We start from the raw sequence: 24595 nt of genomic DNA on the forward strand, positions 1-24595 counted from the left end.
ATGGGGGGCTGCCCGCCCATGGTGCTGGCGCTGCACACCGCGCAGCCCGGCACCAGCGGGAGTGAGCGCCGGAACGCTGTCACCGCGTCGGTGTCCGTCCCCGAGGGCGTGAGCGGCCCGGCCTGCCTGGCATGCCCAATCGCGTTGAGGACGGCCAGGCACTCCGAAGGCTCCAGGCTGACCCCGAGGCCTGCCGCGCCGGTAGACAGGTACGCGCGGAGCTTCTCGCCCAGGGGCTTCGACTCGGAGGGCAGGGCGGGCGTGGCCAGCTGCTTCGACTTCGACGGGGTGCGCTTCATCGCACACCTCCCTTCGGACCCGCGACAGGTGCTGCCGTGGGCGCCTTTCCGGCGTCGGCGACGGGCTGCTCCCCCAGGGCGCAGAACGCGGCGCAGAAGGCCTCGTAGGCGTAGTGCCCCGTGCCCTTCGCGGCACCGTCCACGCGCCAGCCGTCGGGCGTGCGGTGGAAATGGAGCGTGAAGGTGTCCGGGATGCTGGACGGGGCGGCCGGAGCCGAGACGCGAGCGGCGCGCTTCACTGTTCACCTCCTTCCGTGCCGCTGGCGACGGGGGAGGGGAGGAGGGCGCCGAGGCGGGCCTCCAGGTCGGCCACCTCGGCCACCGCGAAGCCGATGGCGTGGTAGAGGCAGGCCTGCCGGGTGCGGCCGAAGCTCTTCGCGCAGGCGCGGCACCCGTCGGCGGGCGGCACCTTCTCGCGGTAGGCGGCGACCTCAGGGGCGCCAGGGGAGACGGGCGTTACGTTGTTACGCTGCTTGGCGTCGTCCAGCGCTCTGGCGCTGCTGCTGGCGCCCTTCCCAGAGGGAGCATGAAGGGAAGTGCGCGATTCTGTAGGCCCAGGTGGAGGGTTCGATTCCCTCCGCCTCCACAGTGAAGCCTGGCAATCCAGTACGGGTTGCCAGGCTTTTTCTTTGGACTCGTGTCCTCATTGTGCCCTCCGCGTGGGCAGTCGGGATGGGCAGACCGGCCAGGTGCTGGCCAGCGGCGTCACCGCCGGCTCGACAGGCAACACACAGACGCTGATGAAGCAGCCACAGGTGCGGTACCTCCAGCCGCACGCAATCAATGGCTGGCATCGAGTAGCCCTTCCTGTGCTCAATATCGAGGGGCGCCTGGGTGCATGTGGGTTCACAGCCTTGACATCTCTGTCATTGATTACCTGTTGCGTCACGTTGTCTATGACAACCGTACCGTCGGGCAATGGATGGACGCGTGAGCGGGGTGTTCTATCTCGTGCTGCCGCAAACGCATGAAAGGAACGCCCGTATGCCAGCGATTTCGAAGCTTCCCGCTCCGGGACCTACGCCTCCCAATCAGCCCTCCAACACCGTCAGGCTTTTCCAGGATGCGAGCTGGACGAGTGCTTCCTATGCATTCAACGTCAATGACTACGCGAAAGACAAGCGCCAATCCATCTCCGGGACGAACATGCAGGACAGGGCGACCTGGATTGCGTTCAATCTCCCGGTAGGAACCGTCGTGACGATGACCGACAACTTCGTCGCGCCGGCCGACGGCAACGTCTTCAACCTCAAGGGCTGCGGCAGGGTGGTCGACCTCGTGGGAACGGGCCAGACGGAGGCCGTGGCGCTCTCGCAGGTCAACATGAATGATTGCATTTCGGCGTGGTTCTGGCACACGCCCGACCTGAACCTCGGCGGCGTCGAACTCTACCAAGATGCCGACTTCAAGGGGAACCGCACGGTCCTGTTCCTGTCGGAGTGGAACGCCAGACAGCTCCACTCGCTGTCTGGCTGGTACATCCACGACAGCGCAAGCTCCGCACGTTGGCCGTCGCTGTATGACGCGCAGACGGTCTCGTTGTTCGCCAACGCCGACGGCTCGGGGGTGAGCTACGAGAACATCAAGGCCTGGGGCAGCTTCTCGCAGTTGAGCAGTTTCAAGGAGGTGGGATTCAACGACGCCCTCTCCAGCTTCTCCTGGAACAATCTCATCCCGAAGCAGGAAATCATCGCCCCGGTCATCGTCACGGTCCCGAACAGTGGCGGGCAGAGCTTGTCGACGCATCTGACCGCGACGAACAACAGCCCCGAGGTGCAACCCCAAACCATCACGCTCACCAACACGACCGAACAGACGACGTCGGTGACGGTCACCAACCAGTACACGGCGGGCATGGAGTTGGGTTATTCGCTCTCGGCCAAGGCGGGTATCGGAGTGGGTGAGGTGACCCAGGAATGGACGCTCAAGCTCACTTTCACCTACTCGCGCACTGAAAGCTCGACGCTGACCAAGACGCAAACCACGGCGCTCTCGATCTCGCAGGTGTTCAATGTGCCTCCCTACAGCATCGCCCAGGCGACGCTATGGGTGCAGATGGGGCTGCTCCCCCCGAACACGACCTACAGGACCACGGCCGAGCGTTGGTATGACGCCGACCTCAAGGGAAGCACGTACGACCCCGCGAACGGCTGGTGGCGGCGGACGGAGTTCATCACCTTGCAGATGGGCGGAACCCTGGCTGTGAACTCGAACCTGGTCGTCGAGACGTCGCCGATTCCCCAGGCCACCGAGGCATAGCTTTCCAGCTCCTCTCGCCACCGCCGCCTCAGGGCTCGCTCGAGCTGGCGATGGGCGGGAGACGTTCCCGGCCTTGTCCACAGTGAAAGAGCCGGGAAATGGGCTACCCGTAGGGCGTCTCTTCATGGCGCTGGAACGGGTACGCCAGCTGGCCCAGGTAGGTCTCCGGCGGCTGGAACTTCGTGGTCCCGTACTTCGAGGGCCAGTGGGACGGCATGTGCGCGGTGCCGAAGATGACGTCGATGAACGACAGGAAGACGGCGAAGTTCTTGTCGATGCCTTCGTCATCGGACGTGTGGTGCCAGTGGTGGAACTCCGGCGTCGCGAAGATCCAGCGCAGGTACGGCCAGCGGTGGTTGACGTTGGCGTGGATGTACACCGCGTGGAAGGACACGAAGACGAGGTAGCCGTAGATGGCGGACGGGTGGAAGCCCAGCAGGAACACCGGCACGAAGCCCGCGAAGCGGTTGACCAGCACGTCCACCAGGTGGCTGCGCGAGCTGGCCAGCCAGTCCATCTGCAGCGTCGAGTGGTGGATGGCGTGGAAGCTCCACATCCACCCGACGGTGTGGAAGGCCCGGTGCACCCAGTAGCTCACCAGGTCGATGACCAGCAGGATTTCGAAGAACTGCAACCAGATGGGCTGCGCGGCCACGTGCGCCTGGAAGTCGAGCTTCACGGCCCAGGACAGGAACACCTGCACGGGGATGAGCACCGCGAAGGAGATGAGCTGCACGCCCACGTGGCTGACGAAGAAGTGCTTGAGGTCGGTCTGCCAGCCGGCGCGGAAGATCTTCTGCTCGTGCAGCCCCCACAGCCGCTCCATGGGGATGAAGACCAGCCCGAGCACCAGCAGGTCCAACGCGAAGAAGTCCAGGCCCGCGCTCATCGCGCGCGGCGTGTGCGTCAGGGGCTCCGCCTCGCTGCCCCCCAGAAGCAGCGCCACCATCGCCAGCGCCATGGCGATGCCGCCGTGCGCCTTGGAGCGCAGGGTCATCACGCTGAAGGTGCCCAGCAGGAAGGTGACGACGATGGACACCTGGAGGATGCCCCGGAAGACGTCCAGGTGTTCCACGTAGAAGGCCCGGCCATCGTTGGACACGAGCACGTGGGGGAACAGGAAGCAGAACTCCGCCACCACACAGAGCACGCCCAACAACCCGCCCGTGACACCGGCGCGCTTGCCCAGGTCGATGCGCCGGGCGGGAGCAAGAAGCATTTCCAAGGAGGACCGTCCAGAAGGAGTGCGGCGAGGCATGAGCCTATACCACCCTGGTGACGGAGCAGGACCTCCGAAGGACTGCTCGCTCCTCCCCTGGGGGAAACACGCGACGGTGTTGTGAGAGGGGCGGGTGCTTCACCTGAGAGACCGGTTCTTCCCTTCCAGCCCGCCGGTGGCCTCCGTGCCCGCCAGCATGAGCCCCAGTCCGTAGGCGCGCCTCCGTCGAACAGTGAGCGTCATTCGCTTCTACGGGATGGGCCGTCATGATGCGGGCTGGCTGGCAAGGGTGCCTGGGCCCGAGGCGGCGAGATCTTTCTCGCGGACTCCGCACGTTGGGTCGAAGAGCCGACGGCTTGCGGACGAGGGGTCGAATCCCTCCGCCTCCACAATGAAGAGCCTGGCAATCCGGTATGGGTTGCCAGGCTTTTTCTTTGTCTTCGCTTCTTCAGGTCGCACCACGCCATGCGTGCTTCAACGGACCTTGCGGCGCTCCTCGGCCAGTTGCGTGTTGAAGGCGCGCTCGGCGGCATCCGCGTAGGCCTTGCAGCTCATCGCCTTGGCGCCAGCCGCGTCCCCGGCCGCATAGTTCCAGCCACTGGAATCCGGATGGGGGGTTAGCAGCACATCGCAGGGCAGGGCGCGCACGGTGGCGAAGCTGCGCCGGTAGTCCGCGACGATGTTCGGATAACGCGGGTTGGCCAGCAGCTGATAGCCGGGGGCGCTGAGGCTGTCGGCGTAGGCAAGGCGTACCGGCTTGCCATCACGGGTGTCGTTCCACGTCCAGCCGATGCTGCCCGGGGTATGCCCCGGCATGAAATGCGCGGTGAACTCGACGCCACCCTGTGAGACGACCTCACCGTCCATGACCACGCGATCCGCCACGACTGGCGGGAAGGTGATGTCATCGCCGAAGTGCAGGTCATCGCTGCCCCCGCGCGCCAGTTGAACCGCCGACTCGGCGCTGGCCACGATCCGCGCGCCGGTGCGGCGCTTCAGTGCCGCGAAGGAGCCGGCGTGGTCGGCGTGTGCGTGGCTGCTCAGAATCAGGCGCAGGTCATGCGGAGCGAAGCCGCGCCGCCGCAGGTTGGCCAGCAGAGGGTCGGCCATCTGCGGCATGCCACCATCGAGCAGCACGAGGCCGTCCTGGGTTTCCACCAGCAGGGCGGTCAGCCCCTCGGTGCCAATCTGCCAGGTGCGGTCGGCGATGCGCAGCGGCTGGATGGGCTGCAACCAGGACGCTTCAACGGTATAGGCCTGCAACTGCGGCAGCTGTGGCAGCGCCGGCGGCGCGGCAACGGCGGGGGTGGAGTGCAGCAGGCAGGCGGCGAGGGCGCAGGTGAGTGTCTGGGAGCGCATGGCGAATGGGAAACTTTGCTCAATCGAGATCGCGGTTCTTCGCATCGTGGATGCTGCGTTTGGGTTTGAAGGGCGCCTGCTGCCGGACCGCAACGCTGGGGGGCCTGGCGGCCTCCTGGGCAACGACGTGCGGCGCCGGTGCCGCGGTGGCCACGGGAGGCCGGGCATGGCTGGGAGGCACGGGAGGCACGGGAGGCGCCGGACGATTCCGCGCCGCCAGCAGCGCCTCGTGGGCCTTGGCCTGCGCCCGTGCCCTCTGCCTCACGGCCTCCTGCGCCTCACGCTCCTCTTGGGCCCGGATGGCTGCCTGCACCCGCTGCACCGCCGGACGCTGTGCCGGGACCGCGAGCACCCGCTGGTACTTCTCCCAGAGCTCGCCCATCCGCTCCTTCCACAGGCTGTAATGGATGCTGGAGCCAAGCGGGGCCCGCACCTCGAAGATGGGCGAGGCCACCTGGGCGCCTCGAAACTGCACGAGGTCGACCCTGTTCCCCATCGCGCCGAGCCCGATCAAGAGGTCGTTCCGCTCCGCGGTGAAGAGATCCTGGTTGGGGATGTTCTTCAGCCAGTCGTTGAAGGTCGGAGTGACGTGGGCGACCTTGTGCCAGGGGATCATCTGCTTGCTGAGCTCAATCAAGATCTCATGATGCGCCAGCCTGGCGGCTGGCTTTGCCGCCAGCAGCGCCTGCTTCATGAGCCAGGCTGTCCACTCCTTCTTCATGACCTGCTTTCCGCCCTCCCGGCAGCTCAGCCGGTCCTGCTCGGCTTGGGGGAGCAGGCTGAAGAGGGTTCGGAAGTCGGTGCGTGACAGGGTGTCGAACTTTGCCTTGATGAAGGGCTTCTTCGCGTCATCGCCTGCCCGGATCAGATAGTCGATCACGATCCAGATGAAGCCCCAGGTCTCGGCCGGGAGCCCGGGAACTGGCTGGCCATCCGTGAACGGCTCGTTGCCTGCACGCACCCTCGTCCTGAGCGTGTTCCAGTGCGTGCTCATCTTGTCATGAAGCTTGGCGTCGCCGTAGTTGTCGAAGCAGCGGATGCCATAGATCTGCGGCACGCATTCCAGGGGGACACCGATGGTGACTTGGACTGCCCCATCGATGGGCCCCTTTTTCTCGAGCTCCCACCGCTCTTTCAAGCCCTCGAAGGCAAGCCTGGAGTCCTTCTCGCCTTTGGCGTTCTTGATGAACTGTTCGTCCCATGTTCTGGCCAGCGTCGCCATGCGGCTCGCGGTCGCGATCAGTTGCTCCAGCGAATCCGCCGGAGGGTCGCTGACGAACTCGACGACCGGCAGCTTCGCGCTGGTCGGCTCGTAGACGGCTTTGAAGGTCCTGCCGTCCCGCCAGATCACCGTGCCCTTGGACTTCTTCCGGGGGCTCAGGATGTCGATGCTCCCGCATTCGAACTCCACTCCGAAGGGCATGCACTGCCCCACCCTCGGCCCGCCTGGCGCCGCGCGCGCACGGGGTGGGGGTGGTGCCGCGAGGCCATCCAGCTCACGGAGCGCGAAGGCTGCCGCGTGAGCCCCCATCCTGTCCGCCTCCGCCTCCAGCGAGGCTTCCTGGACGATGGCGCTCTGGAGGCCCGGAGGGGGCCGGACGCGGCCGGCGCGCTGTTGCAGCACGTGTGTCAACTCATGTGCCAGGAGTTGGAGGCCTCGGCGGCTGACGGGATCGTACTGGCCCGGCGCGAACCAGATGTCCGAGCCCACGGTCACCGCGGCCACGCTCAGCCCGGGGTGGACATGGATGCGCACCTGCGAGAGGTCCTGGCCCCAGAACGCCTCCATCCGGGTGCGCAGGCGCGCTGGCAGTGGCGCACCGGTCTCGGGTGTCACTTGAACGTCGCGGGTTCCTCCACCGTGCCTGCTCATGGTGAGTCCTTCCTCGTTGTCTGGGTGAGCGCCAGCAGCTTGTCCTGCCACCACCGATTCGCCAGGGCGCCCAGCCCCAGCTCCGCCTCGCACCAGGCTCCCTGCACCGCGGAGAGGAGCTGCTCGGCCTCCTGGAGGCCCGGGGCCAGCTCCAGGGCGCGTGTGCCGTTTTGGAAGGCGCGCGCATGCTCTCCCAGCTCCAGGTACACCTGTCCCAGGGCGATGCAGGTCATCGGCGCCTCATGCGCCTGGAGCGAGCGTTCGAGCAGCTCGCTGGCCTGGCGGAGCTCTCCCTTGCGGCAATACACCTCGCTCATCCGCAGCGCGAAGTCCCGCTGCTGGAAGCGATCCCGGGCAGCTCCTTCGCGCAGGTAGCGGAGGGCCGTCTCGAGATCTCCGAGCGCCAGCGCTGTTGCTCCAGCCTGTTCGTAGAGCGTGAGCGCATGGGGATCCAGGGCGAGGCACCGATCGTAGAAGCGCAGGGCGCGCCTGTGCTCTCCCGCTTCGGAGAGCTTTTGTGCCGCGACCTCGAAGTCGAGCCGGTCCTGACCTGCCTGCGGCCGGCAGAAGCCTGTCGCGAAAGCCTCGCGCAGCGCGGAAGAGAGGGGCGCCCCCCGGCGCCACAGCGCCGTGCGCGTCGAGCCGTGCCACCCCGGGCTCACGAGCAGTTCGTCCCGCCTGATGCGGGCCAACGGCTCGAAGAGAGGAAAGCAGACAGGGTGGTTGAGGCTGTCCCCGTAGAGGACGGGGATGCGGCTGCCCGGGGCGATGTACCCCTCGGAGGAGCCGTCCTCGAAGTCACTGAACAGGAACGCGCCGCCCGACGGTATCCGCTCGAGGAGGGAGTCCAGCAACTCCACGAACGCGTAGGGGTAGGCCAACTCCGCTTCCGCGTCGTGGGCGAGCACCTGTTCGAGCAGCGAGGGGTGGAGCGGGCCGCGGAAGGTCTCTCGCAGGTTGACGGGCAACCACGCGTGCTCGCCCACGACCCGCCGCCACGGCGCTGCCTCCTCGTTCCCTTCGGTCTCTGGGGATGGGGATGCATCGGTGGGAGGAGGGAGGCGCTGCGAATGCAACTCGAGCCACGACTCGGCCTGCTTGCGAAACACCTTGGTGGGTAGGACGCAGCACAGGTAGTTCGCCACGACCGCCCAGGGGGCCAGCGCCACGGCCTCGCCTTCGAGCGTGCGAGCCACGGTGGGGGCGCGGGCATCCATCAGGGCTGGGAGCACGTGGCCGGAGGCGATGAACTCGGCCAGCGCGGTCCGCTGGGCGGCCTGCTCGAGTGACAGGCGGGAGACGTCCGTGAAGACGTAGCTCACGCGGTTGAACAGGGCGCGCCCCGCCTCACCCAGCTCATCCCTCAGCGCGAGCAGCAGCCCGACGGCGAAATCTCCCAGTCCGCCGCCCAATTCGAGCACCTGGATGCGCGTGGCCGGGTCGGCTCGGCCCTCTGCCTGGAGGGATTGGATGAGCTCCAGGAGCAGGACGGCGTGTTGACGGGCGAAGGCGTGGTTGTTGGTCGCGCGATGGGGGATGTCTCCTTCGGTCCAGGCCTGGATGCCCCGAGTCTCGAAGTAGGCGGCATGGGCCTGCCATTGGTGGCCTTCGTCGTAGGGAACCCAGGATCGAGCCTCTGGCGCCATGACTTTCGGACTGTAGTCGACCTTGGGTCGAGCAGTGAGAACGGCCGTAACGCCGGTCCTCCCGGTTCCCTCGCGGCCATCGTCACGGGTCTCTCCCGATACGCGGCGAGCTGACCTGCCACGTCACAGATCAAACGCTCCGGACTGCCGCGTCACGCCGCCCACACCGGTGTCCTCGTGACCGCATCCGTCCCCCGCTCGCGTCGCTCCTGCGCGTCGGGTTGGCTCCCGTGGGGGGCTTGCTCGTGCCGGCATCGTTCCTGCTATTCCGCCCGTCCACGGGCGCAGACACATGGACGATGCGACGCGGGAGGCGAACGGCAGCGGCCTCCGGGAATTGATGGGCTGGGCGCGTGGACTGGGGCTCCTCGCCCTGGCCGCGCTGTTGGGGACGGGCTCGCGCGCCGCGGCCCAGGAGCCGTCGGACACGCAGGAGGTACTCCTGGTCGAAGGGACACCGGCTTCCTCCGTCAGCGGCGCAGCCGGAGCCAACGCAGGTGCTGCGTTACAAGCTGGGCGTGCTGCTGGCGCCCGAAGGCAAGGTTCGAGTGCGGCTGTGGCAGCGGATGGAGGGGGACCAGGTACGGGATGTCGACGAAGCCTACGCCGCAGCGAGTGGCACCTGGATCCGGAGCGAGAGGGGCTATGGGGTGGGCCTCTCCCTGCCGCTGGCGTCCATCCAGGAAGCCGGGTCGCCTCTCGACGCGGGCTTCACCGTGAGCGTGTCGGACGCGGACGAGGCAGGAACGCAGGAGACGCTCATGGGCAACGCGGGGGTGTTGCGCTTCTGGACCGCATACCCGCCCACCGTGGAGGAGTATCAGCCGACGCCCTTCCCCTGATGGCGCGGGGCGCTCCCCGGCCTTCTTGCCCCGGCCCGAAGTCCCGGCCAGTAGCGCGGCGCCACCATTCCGCGTGCCCTGCCAGCCCCTGGTTCGCGCGAGCGCCCGCCACACCTTCCGTTGCATCACGAGGGAGGTCTGCATGGCGAGGCAAGAGGTCATTCGGAAGGTCAGGCGGGGAGGCGGCACCCTGCCGCGCAGCGCCGCGAAACGCGCCCGGGGGCGCCAGCCGGAGGAGGCGGCCCTGCTGGAGGAGTCACCCACCGAGCTGACGGAGGCGGAGAGGGCCTCCGGTGCAACAGCGCCGGCCGTGGACATCCGGAACCTGCCTGTCTGCATCCGCGAAGTGGTGCTGGCGGCGCAGGACACGGACCCGGGCCCGCCCGAGCCCACCGACTATCACCAGCTGCGCGGCCGGCTGGAGGCGGCGCGGGCCACGCTGCCTCCGCTCTACCGCGACGCGGTCCTCGTGCCGTACCTGCGGACGCTGGACCGGATAGGGCCCCAGGGGTTCGCCGACGCGCTGGTGCGCGACCCGCAGCGTGACGCCGAGGCCGGGCTCCTGATGGACGCGGCACACGCCATCCTCCAGAACGGGGAGGGGTACCAGCGCATCGCCACCGATGCGTTCGAGGAGGTGGTCAGTGACCTGTACGACGGCTTCCTCAGCGCGGAGGACCGCCGGGGCGTCCATCCCCCGGACCAGGGCACCCTCGCGCCGCTGGTGAAGTGGGGGAACCCGGACTTCGGGCCGTACACGTGGCCGGTGGACGCGACCTTCTCCGTCCTGGGCATGGAGTGCGGTGTCGTCAGCCTCCCGCCCTCTCAGGGCCGCGCGGGCCTGCTCGCGTGGGCCGCGCTCGGACACGAGGTCGGCGGGCACGACATCCTCCACGCCGACACCGGGCTCGCGGAGGAGCTGTCCACCGTGGTCTACGATCGCCTCCAGAAGCAGGGCCTCTCCGCCCTGGCGAACTACTGGGCCCGGCGCATCGACGAGACGGCCTCGGACGTGCTCGGCATCCTCAACATGGGGCCCGCCGCGGGCATCGGCATCATCGGGTACTTCCGGGGGCTGGACGCGGCGTTCGGCGGGCCCGGGCGCTTGAGGAACGTGGGGGGCTCGTCGGATCCACACCCGGCCGACATCGTCCGGGGCTACCTCGCCGGGAGTGCCGTGAAGCGCCTGCGCTTCAGCCAGGCGGAGGCCTGGTCCCAGGCCATCTTCGACGAGGTGGACAAGGACCTGGACCCCGCGGAGCTCCGGCTGGGCTCGCAGCGCGTGACGCCCGAGCAGGCCCGCATGTCGGCGGACCTGGTCGCGGACGCCATCATGACCCACCGCGCGAAGGCGCTCGAAGGGCAGTCGCTCGCGTGGATCCAGAACTGGCGGAACCAGGACGAGCAGCGGGTGCGGCAACTGCGGCGCCGGCTCGCGACGGGCGTGGGCAACCTCACGGAGAAACTCGAGACCGGGACCTACGCCGCGCACGTCGTGGCGGCTGGCGTCGTCGCCGGCCTGGCCGAGCAGGCCGACGTGCGCAAGATCTTCGACCGGATGGTCCGCATGCTCAAACAGATGCACGACCGGAACCCCGCCTGGGGGCCGCTGTTCGTCCGGCACCGGGGCGACGTCGTGCCGCACTTTATCTATCCCTTCCCTGCCCGGAGGGCGTGAGGCTTTCCCCGCCGCCCGTTCGTGTCTGGGGCAATTGTCGCGGCGCTCAGGGAGAAGCGCTTCGTGGGCGCTGTGGGCCGGCCGGGCCTGCCTCGGGCTCGGACGGTTGTGATTGCTCGCGGCGTTTGCTCGGGTGGATGACTTGCTCCCCTCGGAGGCTCAACATCCGAGCCCAGCCCCCGTCCTTCATCTCGAAGACCTCTCCTGTCCATTCTCCCATCACGAAGGGTTTCCGCGCGGGGAGCAGCTGTTCCTCCCCTGGGATGGGTTCTCCCCACAAGTGGTGGTCCTTCAATCGGATCCAGTGCCCGTAGACCGGGCTGTGACGGGGCTTGCCGGTCTCGGGAACACCTCCGGTGACGATGAGCACATCCTCTGTCTGTCCATTCACGAGGAACCGGCCCTTCGCCAGCCTCGGGCGCTCGCCCTCCAGCGTGAGGACCTCCGCGAAGCGCAGATAGTCGAATCCCAAGGGGGAGTATCCCGTCAGCAGATACTCGTGGGGTCTCCCGGGAACCGGGACGATTCCATCCAAGGTCGAGTCGAGCAGGAGCTCCTCTCGTGCCCCGTTGCTGATGAGCTTGAGCTTCCCCTCTGGCGTGAGCCATTGGAGGTACGCCCGGCCCCTGATGAGGTCAACCCCCGCTTCCCGGTAGGCGGTGCGGATGACCCAGACGCGTACCCGCCCATCGGGCGAGGTGACAGACCTCACGCAGCCGATGTTCTCTTCCTGGAACGGCCCCCGACGGATGTTGCGCAGGCGCCAGATCTCCTTGATCTGCTTGTCCTTCAGCTTCGGGACGTGAATCTTCATCGAAGAGGCCCGGCGCAGGAGGCGTTCGAGTTCCTTCGGCTCCTCCTGGCAGCTTGCCGCCTCCAACTCGGCGAAGGCTCTAGCGGCGCTTGAGCACCGCTCCCCCAGCACGGACAAGACCGTCACGGGGGAGATCAGCTTCTGGCAGGGACTGGACGCCACACCTCCGTCAGGGGCCGCGGGACAATAGGCCCAGAGCCAGTTCTTCGTCGTCAGGTCCTCGCTCCACCATCTCCCGATGTCGATGCAGGCGCCACCCTCGGCGGTGGCGAAGACGGCCCTGTCATGACTTCGGAAGAGCGCCTCGGTCAGGTCGAGGGCCGGGTCCTCCTGCCACCCCTCCGTGACCTCGGTGAAGGAGGAGACCTCCCCGAATTCGGGCAGCGACGGCTGCTCCGGATCGGGTTGTGCCGTGCTCAGCACCGCCAGCAGGACATGGGGCCACATCGCGTGCTCCTTCCAGATGAGACATCCACCGCGGCCTCGACGTCTGGGGGGATCAGGCCTTCGCGAGGACGGGGCCGAGCAGCTTCAGCAGATCCTCGGGCGCCTCGGCAACCCAGGCGTGCGGGAGCTCCACGTATTCGTCGCGCAGCACCTTCACGAGGCGGTCCGCCAACGCGCGGCCCTCTGGCCATGCGGGGATGAGGTACTCGCGAACCAGCAGCTCCACCGTGGCCTGCTGACGCCAGATGACCTGGGACAGGCGCTCGAGCACCCCGGGCGGCTCCACCTTCATGCCCCGCGCCAGGGCGTGGTACGCGGCCGGGTCCTCCACCTTCGACAGGCAGGCGTAGAGCTGCCCTCGCACGGCGTCGTCCTCTTCCGCTTCTAGCCCGGAGAAGAGCAGGGGCCGGGCCTTCTCCGGCCAGTACTTGAACAGCACCTGGTACAGCGCGCTCCGCACCGGAGCGAACCCGGGCCCCGCGTTCTCCGGGGCCCGCAGCGCGGCATCGAACTGCTCGAAGGCCTCCGGAGTCTCCACGAAGGTCCTGTGGCCATGCTCGGCGCGGCTCATGACGGAGGCGTCCTGGATGCTGTCCAGGCGCGCTCTCAGTGAGCCCGTGGTGAAGGGCCGCTGGGGGTCCCGCTTCGAGCCGCCCCGGGCCCGCTCCCGCTTCGGACAGGGCTCGAAGGTCTCCGGCGCCGGAGTGCCCACCGCCGAGCGCAGGAGCTTCCTCACCTCGCCGTCCTCCACCCAGGGGTAGATCGGCGCCAGGGCGACCCCCTTCTTCCGCTCCAGCGTGGCCATGAAGTAATGCCCGGCGATGTCCACGAGGACCTGGAACTGCTTGGGTTTGAGCACCGCGGCGACCTGCGCCAACACCTGCCGTGCCGTCGGGAGTTCGCGGAAGCGGATGGGCAGGCTCAGCAGTTGTTCCTCGGCGGAAGCAGCCTCCTCGCGGTCGAAGAGGTCGAGCAGGCTGTCCGCGTCGACGGAGAGCGGGACCCGGGCCGCCTCTCCTTCCGGCGCCTCGAACCCGGCCAGCTCATCCTCCTTCAAGGACCAGGAGACCTGCGCCTCGTCGAGCCCGTTGTCGGAGGCCAGGAACACGCCGTGCTTGAATTCCCAGAACGTGTCCTGGAACACCACGCAGATGAGCGCCTCCGGAAAGTCTCCCAGGGCGTCCAGCAGCACCTGCTGCACCTTCTCCTTCTCGTGCAGCTCCGGGCCCGCGGTGATGCCGTGTTTCTGGAGTGTGGGACGCACCTCTTCCGTGGCCTCGCAGCCACGAATGAGCACGAAGTCGACGTGGGACATGCCGGGAGGGTAGCACCGGCCCCGTCACCCTGAACCAAGGGATCGCGCAGGTTGCAAAGCCAGCACGGAAGGCACGAAGTCGGGCGCGGCCAGTCGCAAGAGCCCCAGTCCAATGCCAGACAGCCCCAGCATCAACCCTGGCGCCTCGGTGAACCTCGGCAGGCCGCAGCGCCATGCCCCGTCCCGTCCCTGCGCCAGCACCCGCGCGGCCCGTGAGCGCGCGGCCTGCTTCCAGGCCTCCTCGCCCAGCACCGCTCCCGCCAGGTGCAGCACCTCCAGGTTGCCCACGTCGCCGTGGCACAGGCAGTGGCTGCCGCCGAAGCCCTCCCGCTGCACGGTGGCGAGCCCCGCGCGAACCTCGTCGCGCAGCCGCGCATCGCCCGGCGGGCACTGGATGCCCGGGCGCCGCCCTGCTGGGGAGACGCGTCTCCAGGGCGCGGTAACACTTCGGGCCGGGGGCGGTGTTGGAGGTGCCAGGCGACGTCCATTCGGACGGTCCGCGCGAGGAGCACCCGCATGTCTCCTGAAGTACGCTCGTTTCTCCGCACGGTGCTGGCCGCCCTGGCCACCGGGGCCCTGCTGTCGTGCTCCGGCGACTTCGAAACCTGTGAGCCGGTGGATGCGGCCACCCTCGCCGCCATGCCCGAGCGGCTGTCCGATACGGGGCTGTTCGCCGACGCTTCGATGACCGTGCTCGCCGGGGACGTCAAGGCCTTCGCGCCCCAGTTCCCGCTCTGGACCGATGGGGCCACCAAGCGCCGGTGGATCCGTCTTCCTCCCGGACAGCGGATCGACACGAGCGACATGGATGCCTGGCAGTTCCCCCAGGGCACCCGGCTGTGGAAGGAGTTCACGCGCGATGGCGTGCGCGTGGAGACCCGGCTGCTCGAGAAGGCGGGGCCCCACCCCGAGGACTGGCGCGCCGTGGCCTACGTCTGGTTGCCGGACCAGCGCGACGCGGTGGCCGCTCCCTCGGGCATGCGCGATGCCGGCGGCACGCCGCACGACGTGCCGTCCGCATCCGATTGCTTCGGCTGCCATGGGGGCACGCGGAGCCGGGTCCTGGGGTTCTCCGCCATCCAGTTGTCGTATGCCGCGTCCGAGGACCTGCTGGACCTGGAGGACCTCATCGCGAGCGACCTGTTGACGCAGCCGCCCCCGTCCCGCTTCACGGTGCCCGGGAACGACGTGGAGCGCGCGGCGCTGGGCTATCTGCACGCCAACTGCGGCCACTGCCACAACCAGCAGCGTCCCGAGTCGGAGGGACCGCGCTGCTACGCACCCGAGAACGCGTTGGACTTCCGGCTCCAGGTGGGGCGGTTGGGCTCACCGGGCGAGACGCCGGCCTACAGGTCTGGAGACTCCGATGCCTTCAATCCGGGGCATCCCGATTCCAGCCGGATGATCAAACGCATCTCCAAGCGCCAGACGGGGTGGAGCATGCCCCTCCTGGGCACAGAGGTGGTGGACGCGGAGGCGGTGGCACTGCTGCGCCGCTGGATTTCGGAGATGAAACGCGATTAGGAATCCGATGAGGCCCGGGCCTCGGTCAACGCGGGGCGAGCAGCCGCGCTGTTCCGTCCTTGGACATGCCACCCACCGGGACCACGCTCCCCGAGTCGACGTCATACAACACGAGCCCCTGGCGGTATGTGAACAGGAGGAGCGTCTGCCCATCCGGGCTGATGTCGAGCATCCCGAACAGGCTCTCGACGTCCAGTTCTCGCGGCGTGCCGGAATCGAGGGCGTACTCGAACAGCCGTACGCCGCCATCGGTGGGGTCTTTGCCCTTGAGGTAATACACGGTCCGACGGCGCGCGCTCGCCATGATGAAGTCCTTCGTGTAGCACTCTCCTTCGAGGGTCTCCCAGACGCGCTCCTCGCCGGTGCTCAGCTCGATGCGACGGTATGTGCCGGGCCTCGACTCATCGCAGACACCGGATTCGGGATGCTGTGCTCCTTCGCGGTAGAAGACGAGCGTATCACCCAGCACCAGGGCCATCTCCATTCCGCGGCGCTCCTGGCGCAGGGCTCGTGCGACCTTCCAGGGCTTCGTGCCCGTGGGGTCCAAGGTGGCGATGCGAATGCCGTCGCGCTGGTGCTTCAGCACGGTGCGGGGCTCGCCGGGGACCAGTTGGTTGCAATTGCCGTCGGTCGCTCCGGGCGGAAGCACGCGAAGGCCTCCAGGCCTGGGGCCAAAGCTCCAGCTCCACCACTGGCACATGCTCGAATTGGACGCATTGACGAGCACGCGAGCGCCGTCCTCCGTGAACGCGGTGGGCTGCTGGGAGCGGTAGGTTCCGTCGGTCGTCCACATCTCGGTGTTGCCGGGCGTGACGGCCACGACCCCGTTGCGATCGCCCAGGATGAGGAAGTCGCCTGCCTTGCGGCGTCCTGCCTTGTCCGTGGGAAGGACGACGTCGCGGCCCGCGACCTCCATGCGGACCGTCCCGTCCATGAGCACGGCCGCCACCGCCCAGCGCCCCGTCGGCGGATGCACGGCGAGTCCCGAAAGATAGCAGGGCTTCCAATCCTGCTGGACCTTGCCCCGCTCAGGACCCGCGACGATTCGGATCTCCTCGAGGTAGCGACAGTCCGCGAGGACGCGTGCACCGCTCCGGTTGACGATGGAGACGTTCCCCTTGTCGACGACAATCATTGGCATGGGCGACACGGGGGCGTCGGCCCATGCCGTGGTCGCGAAGGTGGCGACCAGGGCGGCTATCAATAAGGGGGCACGCGGAATGCTGGGCATGTCGTTGGTGACGGGCAGATGGAACCGTTATTCACCGGTGAGCGTGCCCGCGTGACTGGTTCCAGCGGGGGGCGCCGCCAACACCGGGCCGCGCGTCGGCACCGGTCCAGGCCCGGAATGAAGGTGTCATTCGTGGCTGGGTTTGGACCTGTCAGCCCACGTTCACTCAGGCAGGATGCAGATCTTCTTGCCGTAGGCTTCCGTGGAGGAGCGCTCCCGGCAGATGAGCTGCGGGTTCACCGCCGTGCAGTCCGTGTCCGTTTCGCAGAGGCGCGCGCAGTAGCCCTGGGGGTTGCTGTCGATCGTGTAGCAGAAGCCGTTCCCCGGACAGCCGGAGCCGGCCCCGGGGCCTGCTTTCGGACATGAAGTGACAACGCATCCCAGCTCGAGAACGCACTGCATGCTCGCCGGACAGATTTCTGGCGTCTCCCTGCAAGCCGCCGCGAGTAGGGGCTCCTCACGCCCCGCGTCCTGGCCGGCATCAGGCGTTTCGTCCTGGTTGTCATCCCCGGAGGTGCAGCCCAGGAAGCCCAGCATCAGCAGGGCTGCAAGGAGCCCCGGAAAGGTTCGGATTCGCATGGGTTCCCCCTAACACGAGCCAGGGCGACTTCATGCATCGGGCAGGGAGGTCGCGGTCCTGGGCATCGGGGACGCCGCCGATGCCCAGCCCACCGTGCAACGCGATGCACAGAAGCACAGCCCTTGCGCGCGGCCTCCTGCACACCTGGACGGTTGTCCTTCCCGCAGCGGACGGCGGCATGCGTTGGCACATGCGTTGCTGCCTGCCCACGAGGGTCGCGGACGTTCGAAAGGATCGCGCATGGCCGAGTCCATCGTGCTGATGGTGTTGTGTGTGTTGTGCATCGTTGTCCTCACGGGGCCCGTGCTCTTCCTGTGGGGGCTCGTCGACATGCTGAAGGGCTCCAAGTCCCGTGGAAGCGTGCTGACACTCATGGGCGCCGCGACGATGGGGCTCGTGTACTGGGCCTACAGCGCGTTCAGCCAGATGAACTTCTCGAAGGGACGCGTGCTGCGGCTCAAGGGGCGCGCTCGCGTGGCCCGTCGAGCCCTGGGGGACGGCTGGGCGGATGACGCTGCTCCACAGCTCGAGGAACTCACGCCCTGGCAGCGGACCGTGTTGGGGGAGGCCTGGCTGTACTCCGCGGGCCTGGAGCACGCGTCGGTACCGGCCTTCGCGAAGCTGTCGCTCAAGCTCTCCACCCTGGGCGCGCCCTCGGAGCTGCTGGAGGCGTGTCACCTGGCGGCCCTGGACGAGGTCCGTCATGCCAGGCGTTGCTTCGCGCTCGCGCGGGCCTACTCGTGGCTGCCCTGGAGCGCGGGAACGATTCCGGAGCTGGGCCAGGAACGCCCCGCGCGTCCCAACCCGGGCGAAGGCGACGACTGGTCCCGGCTGGTGCGCGGGTCGTTGCTGGACGGGTGCCTGGGGGAAGGGCTGGCCGCCAGCGTCGCCGCTGAAGCGTCACGGCGGGCCAGCGACCCCGTCGTGCGTGAGACCCTGGCGGTCATCGCCGAGGATGAGGGACGGCATGCGGAGCTGGGCTGGGACGTCCTCGCGTTCGCCCTGGAGCGGGGCGGCGGCAAGGCGAAGCAGGCGCTGTGTCAGGCATTGGAAGCGCTGGAGACGCAACGGACGCCCACGCTCCCCTGCATCCCGGGAGTCGACGAGGCCTTCCTGGCGCGCAACGGCGTGTTGCCCCAGGCGGAGCTGGGGCGGCTGATGGAGGAATGCCTCCAGCGGACGCGGGCTCGGGCCGCGGCGTGGGTGGAACCTCAGCGTCCGCGCGTCATGACGCCGCCCTGCTCCAGCAACGCGAACAGCTCCACCAGCGCGTCCACGGGAAAGACGTGGCCGTACTCGGCATAGGCCGCGTCGCGGATGTCCGCCACGGAGCGCTTGCCGTCGGCGTAGCTCGCGAGCGCATCCGCCAGTTGGTAGAAGCGCAGCTCGCTCTCCCCTTGCTCCCGCAGGGCCGTGGCCGCGGCGGTCATGGCGGCCTTCACCGTGTCCACCCGGGCCTTGGACTCAGGGGCCGCACGGCGCTCCAGCTCGTCGAACGACGCGAGCTCCTGGCCCTTCACGCGAACCGGAACGAAGGCCCGCGCCCGGCGCTCGGCTTCGCTGGGAGCCGGCTCCTTCAGTGACACCCCGCGTGCCTTTCCCTCCGCTTCCAGGCGCTTCAGGGCCTGGGACTCGGCGGTCTCCAACGCCTGGAGCATCGCCTTCACCGGCTCGGCGGGCGCGCCCAGGGCCAGGCAGGAGCGCAGGGCGTCGCGTTCACGCTGGTAGCCGGCGCGCACCCCGGCGCGGGCCAGCCGGGCGAGTCCGGGCAGCTGCGCGGCGGGCGTCGCGGCCTGGTCGCGGCGGGCCCGGAACTCGTCCTCCGCCACGCGCCTCACGCCGTGCACCGCCACCAGGCGCGAAAGCTCCAGGGCGCCCGTGCCTTCGGCCCACGCGGCGACGGTGATGGAGGCCAGGGCCGCGAAGGCGGCGCGGTGCAGCTGGGTGGGGTCCACGTTCTCCGGCCGGTCGCCGCTGGTGTGGTAGCCGTCGTCGGGCCACGTGGAGAAGCCGACGCCGGGGATGCCGTGGTCGTTGAAGAGCTGGTGATCCGAGCCCCGGCCGTAGCGCTCCATGTGGCAATCCATCGGGTCCTGCGAACCGGTGACCGAGCCGATGCGGAAATCCTTCCTCGGGGGATAGGCCACCCCGTTGAAGCGGTTCATGAAGGCCACCGTGGACTCGGACACGGCGTTCACGAAGCTGCCATTCCAGTCCGGCGTGTAGGAGACCTGGAAGCGCGAGTGGGCGCGGGTCAGGCTGGCGCCGAGCATGTCGAAGTTGAACTGCGCCACCCGCCGCACCGGATCCGCGCCGTGGTGGGAGAACCACTCGCGGGTGCCCTCGAACTCCGGCAACCACAGCACGCGCAGGGTGCGCACCGGCGGCGGCAGCACACCCTGCCGGATGAGCGTGGTGTACGTGCGCACCAGCTCCAGCAGCGTGGCGGATCCGGAGGCGTTGTCGTCAGCCCCGGGCTTGTAGTGGTCCAGGTGGGCGGTGAGGACGACCTCCTCTCCCGCGAGCGTTCCGGGGATGACGCCACTGACGATGCTGAGATGTCCCGTGGGCTCTTGCGTGGCGACGCTCACGTCCACCTTCACCGGGCCCTCCCGCAGCTGGGCGCGCAGCTCACGCCCCTGCCGGTCCGACACCATGAACAGGAAGGGCGTCCGCATCCCCTGCGGTATCCGGCTCCGTGCGACGGCGGCCCAGCCCACCTGGTCCGGGAAGTCGCCGTCCCTGCGGTGGGCTTCGTTCCACGGCGGCGTCGAGTAGGACGAGACCACGCCCACGGCGCCAAGCTTCACCACGGCGATTTGCAGCGTGGCCCCGAAGTGGCCCCGGCTGAACACCACCTTGCCCTTCACGTCCTTGCCTGCGTAATCGGCGTCCTGGGTGCCCAGGCCCACGTCGACCAGCTCCAGGCCCTTGCCCTCGAAGCTGCCACTGCCGGTCGCCAGGGACATGGGCAGGTCGGCGTAGGACGTCACCCGGTAGCGGTGGGGACCGGCCACCCACAGCTCGCCGCGTGTGGCCCGCCACTGGGGACCGTCCTTCATCGCCTCCAGGCGGACGTCCTGAAGCCCCGCGGCCTCGGCGGCGGCCTTCGTCCAGGTGGCCGCCTCCGTGTAGCCCTCCATGTTGTCCCTCGCGATGAGGGACAGCCGCTGCACGCCGTCATGGATGCGGTCGCCGGAGCTCTCTTGAATGAGGGCGCGCACCACGTCGTCCCGAAGCACCAGGCCGGTGGTGGGCGAGATGGGCCCCAGCGGGGACGTGGGAGCCTGGGCGGAGGCGCCGAGCGTGGCGAGCACCGAGAGGAGGGCGAAGGGCAACGGGCGGATGGGCATGGGAGTCTTGGAGACAGTAGCCCAGCGCCGGCGGATTCAACGGATCTGGGAAGGCGATGGTGCCTGAGCAAGAGACGTGGCGCTGGGGCCACCCGGTTGCCGCCGGATCCAGCGCGCCGCGGTCCAGGTGGCGAGCAGACCCAGCGGGAGAAAGGCCGGCGACAGGTACGCAATCGACGCCAAGGCCCCGAGCTCCGTGGTCTTGAGTCCCACGAATCCCACCACGACGTAGACGGCAACCATGACCAGTTGCGCCCGCCAGAGGCTCCCCTGCCGGAACGCACCGGTGAGCACGATGGCCCCTCCCACCGCGGCACCCGCGGGCGCCGCGTACGCCGCGACAAACAAAGCCATCTCGAAGAAAGACGTCCATCCCAGAGAGGAATAGAACATCCTCGTGACGAGGATCGTCGCCGCGAGCGCGTAGGGGATTCCGAGCACTCCGCCTTTGAGCATTCCCTTCAAGGTCTTCATTCAGCCTCCTGGGAACAGGAGGTTGCACGGAAGCCTCCCCGGCGGGATTCCGGGCGCCATGAACGGACCGTTTTCAGCCTCCAGCGGTCGGGAACTCGCGGTGGCCGGGCTCAGTCGAGCACGGGCTGGACGGCCTCTGCGTCACCGGAGCCGGACCGGACACCGGGACGCTTCAGGAAGGCACCCGGTGTGAGCCCGACGAGCTCCCGGAAGTCAGCGATGAGGTGTGCCTGGTCGTAGTAGCCCGCGTCCGCGGCGATGCGCCCCCAGTCCTTCTTCGAGGCCGCCGCCATCCGCACGGCACGCTGCAGGCGAACGGTCCGTGCGAAATCCTTCGGCCCGATGCCGACGTTCTCCGTGAAGGCACGGCGAAGATGCCGTGCCGTGACGCCAAGCTGCTTCGCCACGCTCTCCACCCGGACCTCGTCTCCTTCGAGCAGGCGGACCGCCCGGCGCGCGAGCCGTGCCGATGCCGGTTCGAAGGTCTGGTGGGCCCGCAGGGCGAGCGCGTGGGAGAGCCGGTCAAACACCTCCGGCAGTCTTCGCGCCGAAAGGAGTTCGAAGCAGAGGTCGCTGCCTGAACGGCCCCAGAGGTCTTCCAGCGGCACGATCTGGTCCGTCAGCGTGTTCGCCGCCACGCCCAGGAGCGGCGCCGACCAGCCCGGCTTGAACTGAATGATGACCGCCCGCACGACGCCGGGGGCGTTCTTGAACAGCGCCTGCGTGCGCGGGCCCGCGACGCACACATCCCCTCTCCGGCCCTCATCGAGCACCCGAAAGACAAGCGTCGTTCTTCCGTCGGGCAGCCGTTCGTGACGTGCGTGTCCACCGGTTGGCACGAGGACGCGAACGTCTTCGACGAAGCGGGAGAGCGAGAAGGTCAGCGCGGCGGAGTCCATCGTGCACAGCACTCTCACGCGTCCCCTGCGGCTGTTCAAGCCAGCATGGAGGGAACGCTGAAATGTCCGGTCCTTCCAATCGGAGGACGGCGTCGGGAGGTACGAAAGGGGTGGAGGCACCTCATGAACAAACCGACTCCCGCAGCCAACATCCCCAGTGCACCCACGCAGGTCCTCTCAATCAGTCCCATCGTGCTGCCAGCGCCCGGCCGCGCCGTCGAGCTCCAGGTGCGAGTCTCCGCGCCCGTGACCGGCAGCGAGCTGCCCGTCCTCTTGCTCTCGCACGGTCACGGCCGCTCCAACCACCTCTCCTCGTTGAACGGCTATGCCCCACTCGCCAACTTCCTGGCGGCGCACGGCTTCGTCGTCATCCAGCCCACCCATCTCGACTCCAAGACGCTCACCCTCGACTCCCGTGTCCCTGATGCGCCGCTGTTCTGGCGGTCGCGCGCCGAGGACATGACGCGCATACTCGACCAGTTCGACGCAATCGAGCGAGCTGTCCCTGGGCTCGCCGGGCGCGTGGACCGGAGCAGGGTGGCCGTCCTCGGGCACTCGCTGGGCGGGCACACCGCGAGCCTGTTGCTGGGCGCGCGGCACAAGGATCTCCACGACGGAACGGAAGTGAACTTCGCCGAGCCTCGGATCAAGGTGGGCGTGCTGCTCGCCGCGCCTGGCAGGGGCGACGCCCTCAGCCAGTTCGCGGCCGAGAACTACTCCTTCTTCTCGACCATCGACTTCTCCCGGATGACGACGCCCGCGCTCGTGGTCGCCGGAGACAAGGACGACTCGCCCCACCTGACGGTCGCGGGCGCCGCCTGGCACGCCGATCCCTACTTCCTCTCCCCAGGCCCCAAGTCCCTGGTCACCCTGTTCGACGCGGGGCACGGGCTGGGAGGAGTTTCGGGATACGACGTCGCCGAGACCACGGATGAGAACCCCGCGCGAGTGGCTGCCGTGCAACTCCTCACCTGGGCCTATCTCCGCACCGCGCTGTACCCGGGAGACTCCGCCTGGCAGGAAGCGCAAGACGCCCTGACGGGCGCGGCCAACCCGCTTGGACGGGTCGAATCCAGATAGGGGCCGTGAACTCCTGACGGCGAGGCCACCGCTCGCCGTCAGGGAATCGCGACGACGGTCAGAAGCAGTAGGTCACGCCGATATCCTGGTGGTAGGCCGTGGTCCTTCCCCAGACATAGGCGGAGCTGCTTGAGCAATCACACTCCCACCCGCCGACTTCGTTGATCATCTCGGGCTCGGAGTAATAGAAGCGCGAGAATGCCTTGCCGCCGCAAGCAGGGAGCGCGTCCTCTCGCGTCGCCAGCGTCTGCTGCTCGTCCGGCTGCACTTCGGTGCCGCCGCACCCCGCGAGCAGTCCTGTAGCCATCAGACCCGCCATGATTGCCATTCGCATGCGCTTCTCCTGATTTGATGGGTTGTGCTGCCTTGACAGGATAGAGCTGGGTTTGCTGGCGGGTCCAGGCTTGAAGGACACGCTGCGTCCCCCGTAGTACCCTGGGAGAGTCCAGGCGTACTCCAGGTGCTCCTTCCGCACTGGATACAGAAAACGACCACGAGCGTTCCGGGGAAACATGAGCGGAGACACCACGCAGAAGGCGCCCCAGGCCCTTCCCGAGCCCAACGGGAAGCTCGTCGTGCACAAGATGCTCGACAACCAGTTCATGGAGATGGGGCGTCTGCCGCTGCCGGACAACTGGATCCTCAACAACGGCAAGGCCGCCATGAGTGGTCCGGGCAACGTGAACGTCTACATGTTCCCGCTCAAGACGTTCATGTTCTCCAACGACATGATGATGCGGGAGGTGTACCTCCGCAGCGGCACCCCGATGCGGCCCTTCTACTCCATGGACCAGATCGTCCAGGAAGACCTCATCCCCATCGCGAACCAGGAGGGCGCGAGGCTGGTGAATCAGTACGACGCCCCGCCGATCGCCATGGCCGACAAGGGCTTCTCCGACCTCCTCTACAAGGTGGGCCCGGTCCGGGAGCTCTTCCTCGCGCGGGTGACGGAGTGGGTGGACACGAACGGCCAGCCGTACCTGCTGCTGGTCCACCTGCACGCGACCGACCTGGGGAACATGGTCACCTGGAACTACTACTGCCATGCCCTCGATGCTCCGAAGGAGCGGTACGAGGAGAGCCGGGGCGTGGTCCTGAACGCCCTGGCGAACGTCCAGTACAATCCCGAGTACGTCCAGGCGTACAACCAGAACGAGATGGCCCGCGAGCGGTCGAGCTGGGCAGCGCACCACCAGCGCATGCAGGCCAACAAGGCGGCCTTCGACGCGCAGCAGCGGGCCTTCCACGAGAAGAACGACGCCATCAACCAGGCCATCGCGTCGAGCCACGCCCAGAACAACGCCACGTCCGACCGCATCCACCACCGCTTCATGAACTACGTGAAGGACGAGGAGACGGTCCGCCACTCCGGCGACGGCAAGCGCTACCAGGTGCAGTCGGGCTCGAACCAATACTGGATGAACGGCAACGGCGACTACGTGCCGTCGAACGACCCGAACTACGACCCGAACCGGGACCCCCGGCTCAACCATCAGCGGTGGCACAAGGCGGACGTCGACAAATAGCGTCCGCGCATCTCCCGGGACACCGCGCTGGGGCCTGGCGTAGAAGAAGCGTAAGCGTTCACGGGGTGGTGCTCGCCTGAGGGGGCGGTGAGGCAGCGAACGGTGGGCCTCACCACGCTCGACGTGGGCCGGGGGCGGATTAGAAATAATGGGGCGTGGCCACGCCCGACCCAAGAG

23 protein-coding genes are annotated in these 24595 nt (G+C 68.0%); 7 read left to right on the plus strand and 16 right to left on the minus strand.

Features of this window, described 5'->3' with window-relative positions; genetic code table 11:
* The 3 genes from D7X32_RS30455 to D7X32_RS45615 all read right to left on the minus strand — a co-directional run.
* On the minus strand, positions 1–299 hold a 299-nt coding region (locus D7X32_RS30455; protein WP_147450324.1), incomplete at its 3' end, for a hypothetical protein.
* Positions 296–538, minus strand: a complete 243-nt coding sequence (locus D7X32_RS30460; RefSeq protein WP_120606079.1) for a hypothetical protein — start codon at positions 536–538, stop codon at positions 296–298. The genes D7X32_RS30460 and D7X32_RS30455, both read right to left, overlap by 4 nt.
* Positions 535–708 (minus strand): hypothetical protein, encoded by a 174-nt coding sequence (locus D7X32_RS45615; protein WP_158625787.1) that lies wholly within the window; start codon positions 706–708, stop codon positions 535–537. Before D7X32_RS45615 ends, D7X32_RS30460 begins: the two co-directional genes overlap by 4 nt.
* A 521-nt stretch (positions 709–1229) precedes the next feature.
* On the opposite strand from D7X32_RS45615, the gene D7X32_RS30465 reads away from it, so the two are divergent.
* Complete coding sequence (locus tag D7X32_RS30465) at positions 1230–2558, plus strand: ETX/MTX2 family pore-forming toxin (RefSeq protein WP_158625788.1); 1329 nt, start codon at positions 1230–1232, stop codon at positions 2556–2558.
* A 103-nt stretch (positions 2559–2661) separates the two neighbouring features.
* Here the strand turns inward: D7X32_RS30465 and D7X32_RS30470 are convergent, their stop codons facing one another.
* The 4 genes from D7X32_RS30470 to D7X32_RS30485 form a co-directional block, all read right to left on the minus strand.
* Entirely contained in the window at positions 2662–3777 is a 1116-nt protein-coding gene (locus tag D7X32_RS30470; protein ID WP_244239269.1) for a sterol desaturase family protein, read from the minus strand.
* Between the two features lie 474 nt (positions 3778–4251).
* Positions 4252–5136: a subclass B3 metallo-beta-lactamase gene (gene bla, locus D7X32_RS30475; RefSeq protein ID WP_120606082.1), complete on the minus strand. Its 885-nt coding sequence runs from the start codon at positions 5134–5136 to the stop codon at positions 4252–4254.
* A 19-nt stretch (positions 5137–5155) separates the two neighbouring features.
* Complete coding sequence (locus D7X32_RS46320; protein ID WP_208752586.1) at positions 5156–7009, minus strand: eCIS core domain-containing protein; 1854 nt, start codon at positions 7007–7009, stop codon at positions 5156–5158.
* The gene (locus D7X32_RS30485) at positions 7006–8655 is read right to left on the minus strand and encodes an SAM-dependent methyltransferase (RefSeq protein WP_120606083.1); all 1650 of its coding nucleotides are present in this window, start codon (positions 8653–8655) and stop codon (positions 7006–7008) included. Before D7X32_RS30485 ends, D7X32_RS46320 begins: the two co-directional genes overlap by 4 nt.
* A 497-nt stretch (positions 8656–9152) precedes the next feature.
* Here D7X32_RS30485 and D7X32_RS30490 point away from each other — a divergent pair, with 497 nt between their 5' ends.
* The gene (locus D7X32_RS30490; RefSeq protein ID WP_120606084.1) at positions 9153–9497 is read left to right on the plus strand and encodes a hypothetical protein; all 345 of its coding nucleotides are present in this window, start codon (positions 9153–9155) and stop codon (positions 9495–9497) included.
* 142 nt (positions 9498–9639) lie between these two features.
* The gene (locus tag D7X32_RS30495; protein WP_120606085.1) at positions 9640–11175 is read left to right on the plus strand and encodes a hypothetical protein; all 1536 of its coding nucleotides are present in this window, start codon (positions 9640–9642) and stop codon (positions 11173–11175) included.
* A 46-nt stretch (positions 11176–11221) separates the two neighbouring features.
* Here the strand turns inward: D7X32_RS30495 and D7X32_RS30500 are convergent, their stop codons facing one another.
* The 3 genes from D7X32_RS30500 to D7X32_RS47650 are packed head-to-tail and all read right to left on the minus strand — an operon-like array spanning position 11222 to position 14372.
* Positions 11222–12436 (minus strand): hypothetical protein, encoded by a 1215-nt coding sequence (locus D7X32_RS30500; protein ID WP_120606086.1) that lies wholly within the window; start codon positions 12434–12436, stop codon positions 11222–11224.
* 52 nt (positions 12437–12488) lie between these two features.
* Positions 12489–13751 carry a hypothetical protein gene (locus D7X32_RS30505; protein WP_120606087.1) on the minus strand — a complete coding sequence of 421 codons (1263 nt, stop codon included), beginning with the start codon at positions 13749–13751 and terminating at the stop codon, positions 12489–12491.
* Between the two features lie 24 nt (positions 13752–13775).
* On the minus strand, positions 13776–14372 hold the full coding sequence (locus D7X32_RS47650) for a lanthionine synthetase LanC family protein (RefSeq protein WP_279635632.1): 597 nt from the start codon (positions 14370–14372) through the stop codon (positions 13776–13778).
* Between D7X32_RS47650 and D7X32_RS47070 the strand changes: the two genes are divergently transcribed.
* Positions 14268–15275, plus strand: a complete 1008-nt coding sequence (locus D7X32_RS47070; protein ID WP_244239267.1) for a hypothetical protein — start codon at positions 14268–14270, stop codon at positions 15273–15275. The genes D7X32_RS47650 and D7X32_RS47070 overlap by 105 nt on opposite strands.
* 25 nt (positions 15276–15300) lie before the next feature.
* Here D7X32_RS47070 and D7X32_RS30520 read toward each other — a convergent pair whose 3' ends face one another.
* Together D7X32_RS30520 and D7X32_RS30525 are read right to left on the minus strand one after the other, a co-directional pair.
* Positions 15301–16425, minus strand: coding sequence for a TolB-like translocation protein (locus tag D7X32_RS30520; protein ID WP_147450327.1), 1125 nt, complete (start codon positions 16423–16425; stop codon positions 15301–15303).
* A 243-nt stretch (positions 16426–16668) separates the two neighbouring features.
* The gene (locus tag D7X32_RS30525; protein ID WP_147450328.1) at positions 16669–17085 is read right to left on the minus strand and encodes a hypothetical protein; all 417 of its coding nucleotides are present in this window, start codon (positions 17083–17085) and stop codon (positions 16669–16671) included.
* A gap of 241 nt (positions 17086–17326) precedes the next feature.
* On the opposite strand from D7X32_RS30525, the gene D7X32_RS30530 reads away from it, so the two are divergent.
* Positions 17327–18391 carry a ferritin-like domain-containing protein gene (locus tag D7X32_RS30530; protein ID WP_208752588.1) on the plus strand — a complete coding sequence of 355 codons (1065 nt, stop codon included), beginning with the start codon at positions 17327–17329 and terminating at the stop codon, positions 18389–18391.
* Here D7X32_RS30530 and D7X32_RS30535 read toward each other — a convergent pair.
* The 3 genes from D7X32_RS30535 to D7X32_RS30545 all read right to left on the minus strand — a co-directional run bounded on the left by D7X32_RS30535 (position 18298) and on the right by D7X32_RS30545 (position 21812).
* Positions 18298–20439 (minus strand): M28 family peptidase, encoded by a 2142-nt coding sequence (locus D7X32_RS30535; RefSeq protein WP_120606092.1) that lies wholly within the window; start codon positions 20437–20439, stop codon positions 18298–18300. The genes D7X32_RS30530 and D7X32_RS30535 overlap by 94 nt on opposite strands.
* 36 nt (positions 20440–20475) lie before the next feature.
* Positions 20476–20913 carry a hypothetical protein gene (locus tag D7X32_RS30540; protein ID WP_120606093.1) on the minus strand — a complete coding sequence of 146 codons (438 nt, stop codon included), beginning with the start codon at positions 20911–20913 and terminating at the stop codon, positions 20476–20478.
* A gap of 110 nt (positions 20914–21023) precedes the next feature.
* The gene (locus D7X32_RS30545) at positions 21024–21812 is read right to left on the minus strand and encodes a helix-turn-helix domain-containing protein (protein WP_244239268.1); all 789 of its coding nucleotides are present in this window, start codon (positions 21810–21812) and stop codon (positions 21024–21026) included.
* Between the two features lie 123 nt (positions 21813–21935).
* On the opposite strand from D7X32_RS30545, the gene D7X32_RS30550 reads away from it, so the two are divergent.
* The gene (locus D7X32_RS30550; RefSeq protein ID WP_120606095.1) at positions 21936–22892 is read left to right on the plus strand and encodes an alpha/beta hydrolase family protein; all 957 of its coding nucleotides are present in this window, start codon (positions 21936–21938) and stop codon (positions 22890–22892) included.
* Positions 22893–22950: 58 nt separating this feature from the next.
* On the opposite strand, the gene D7X32_RS30555 is transcribed toward D7X32_RS30550, so the two are convergent.
* On the minus strand, positions 22951–23226 hold the full coding sequence (locus tag D7X32_RS30555) for a hypothetical protein (protein ID WP_147450329.1): 276 nt from the start codon (positions 23224–23226) through the stop codon (positions 22951–22953).
* A gap of 178 nt (positions 23227–23404) precedes the next feature.
* On the opposite strand from D7X32_RS30555, the gene D7X32_RS30560 reads away from it, so the two are divergent.
* Complete coding sequence (locus D7X32_RS30560; RefSeq protein ID WP_120606097.1) at positions 23405–24418, plus strand: hypothetical protein; 1014 nt, start codon at positions 23405–23407, stop codon at positions 24416–24418.
* Positions 24419–24595 lie beyond the last annotated feature (177 nt).

Origin of the sequence: Corallococcus carmarthensis (genome assembly GCF_003611695.1) — a bacterium.
Taxonomy (GTDB): Bacteria; Myxococcota; Myxococcia; order Myxococcales; family Myxococcaceae; genus Corallococcus; species Corallococcus carmarthensis.

Bases quoted from the DNA above. Each gene is read 5' to 3' on its own strand.
- D7X32_RS30495 (WP_120606085.1), top strand. From the start codon at position 9,640: ATGGCGAGGCAAGAGGTCATTCGGAAGGTCAGGCGGGGAGGCGGCACC.
- D7X32_RS30505 (WP_120606087.1), bottom strand. From the start codon at position 13,751: ATGTCCCACGTCGACTTCGTGCTCATTCGTGGCTGCGAGGCCACGGAA.
- D7X32_RS30555 (WP_147450329.1), bottom strand. From the start codon at position 23,226: ATGCGAATGGCAATCATGGCGGGTCTGATGGCTACAGGACTGCTCGCG.
- D7X32_RS30470 (WP_244239269.1), bottom strand. From the start codon at position 3,777: ATGCTTCTTGCTCCCGCCCGGCGCATCGACCTGGGCAAGCGCGCCGGT.
- D7X32_RS46320 (WP_208752586.1), bottom strand. From the start codon at position 7,009: ATGAGCAGGCACGGTGGAGGAACCCGCGACGTTCAAGTGACACCCGAG.
- D7X32_RS47070 (WP_244239267.1), top strand. From the start codon at position 14,268: ATGTCTCCTGAAGTACGCTCGTTTCTCCGCACGGTGCTGGCCGCCCTG.
- D7X32_RS30540 (WP_120606093.1), bottom strand. From the start codon at position 20,913: ATGAAGACCTTGAAGGGAATGCTCAAAGGCGGAGTGCTCGGAATCCCC.
- D7X32_RS30550 (WP_120606095.1), top strand. From the start codon at position 21,936: ATGAACAAACCGACTCCCGCAGCCAACATCCCCAGTGCACCCACGCAG.
- bla (WP_120606082.1), bottom strand. From the start codon at position 5,136: ATGCGCTCCCAGACACTCACCTGCGCCCTCGCCGCCTGCCTGCTGCAC.
- D7X32_RS30535 (WP_120606092.1), bottom strand. From the start codon at position 20,439: ATGCCCATCCGCCCGTTGCCCTTCGCCCTCCTCTCGGTGCTCGCCACG.
- D7X32_RS30560 (WP_120606097.1), top strand. From the start codon at position 23,405: ATGAGCGGAGACACCACGCAGAAGGCGCCCCAGGCCCTTCCCGAGCCC.
- D7X32_RS30525 (WP_147450328.1), bottom strand. From the start codon at position 17,085: ATGCGAATCCGAACCTTTCCGGGGCTCCTTGCAGCCCTGCTGATGCTG.
- D7X32_RS30530 (WP_208752588.1), top strand. From the start codon at position 17,327: ATGGCCGAGTCCATCGTGCTGATGGTGTTGTGTGTGTTGTGCATCGTT.
- D7X32_RS30545 (WP_244239268.1), bottom strand. From the start codon at position 21,812: ATGGACTCCGCCGCGCTGACCTTCTCGCTCTCCCGCTTCGTCGAAGAC.
- D7X32_RS30485 (WP_120606083.1), bottom strand. From the start codon at position 8,655: ATGGCGCCAGAGGCTCGATCCTGGGTTCCCTACGACGAAGGCCACCAA.
- D7X32_RS30500 (WP_120606086.1), bottom strand. From the start codon at position 12,436: ATGTGGCCCCATGTCCTGCTGGCGGTGCTGAGCACGGCACAACCCGAT.